This is a genomic window from Stenotrophomonas sp. SrG (genome assembly GCF_050031795.1).
GTDB classification, from domain to species: domain Bacteria; phylum Pseudomonadota; class Gammaproteobacteria; order Xanthomonadales; family Xanthomonadaceae; genus Stenotrophomonas; species Stenotrophomonas rhizophila_A.
The window spans coordinates 1-257 of the sequence record NZ_JBNBBE010000441.1 but is presented as its reverse complement, the minus strand read 5'-3'; the positions used below and the strand labels follow the sequence as shown (position 1 = coordinate 257).

The 257-nt window shown below is 66.5% G+C and carries 1 pseudogene; it reads right to left on the bottom strand.

The window, feature by feature from the left end:
- A pseudogene (locus ACQG3P_RS20400) lies at positions 1-257 on the bottom strand (lipoprotein-releasing system transmembrane subunit LolC); the annotation flags it as partial.

Here is a 257-nt window from a genome sequence, read left to right as displayed (position 1 = left end):
GCAATGATCAGCGAGAGCAGGATGCCCATCACCACTTTTTCCATGCGCAGCGAGTGGTACAGGTGCGCGTTCTGCTGGGTCCAGTCGCTGACCCGGTAGCCGCCGCGGAGGGTGTGGGCCAGGTCCACGCCCACGTCCAGCGCCTTGTCCATGTCATGCAGCTTCAGGCGCACGCCGGTGCCCCCGTCCATGCGCAGCACGCGCTCGAGGTCGGCCCTGTTGGCGTAGGCCACGCCGCGGTCGATTTCGTTGTAGCC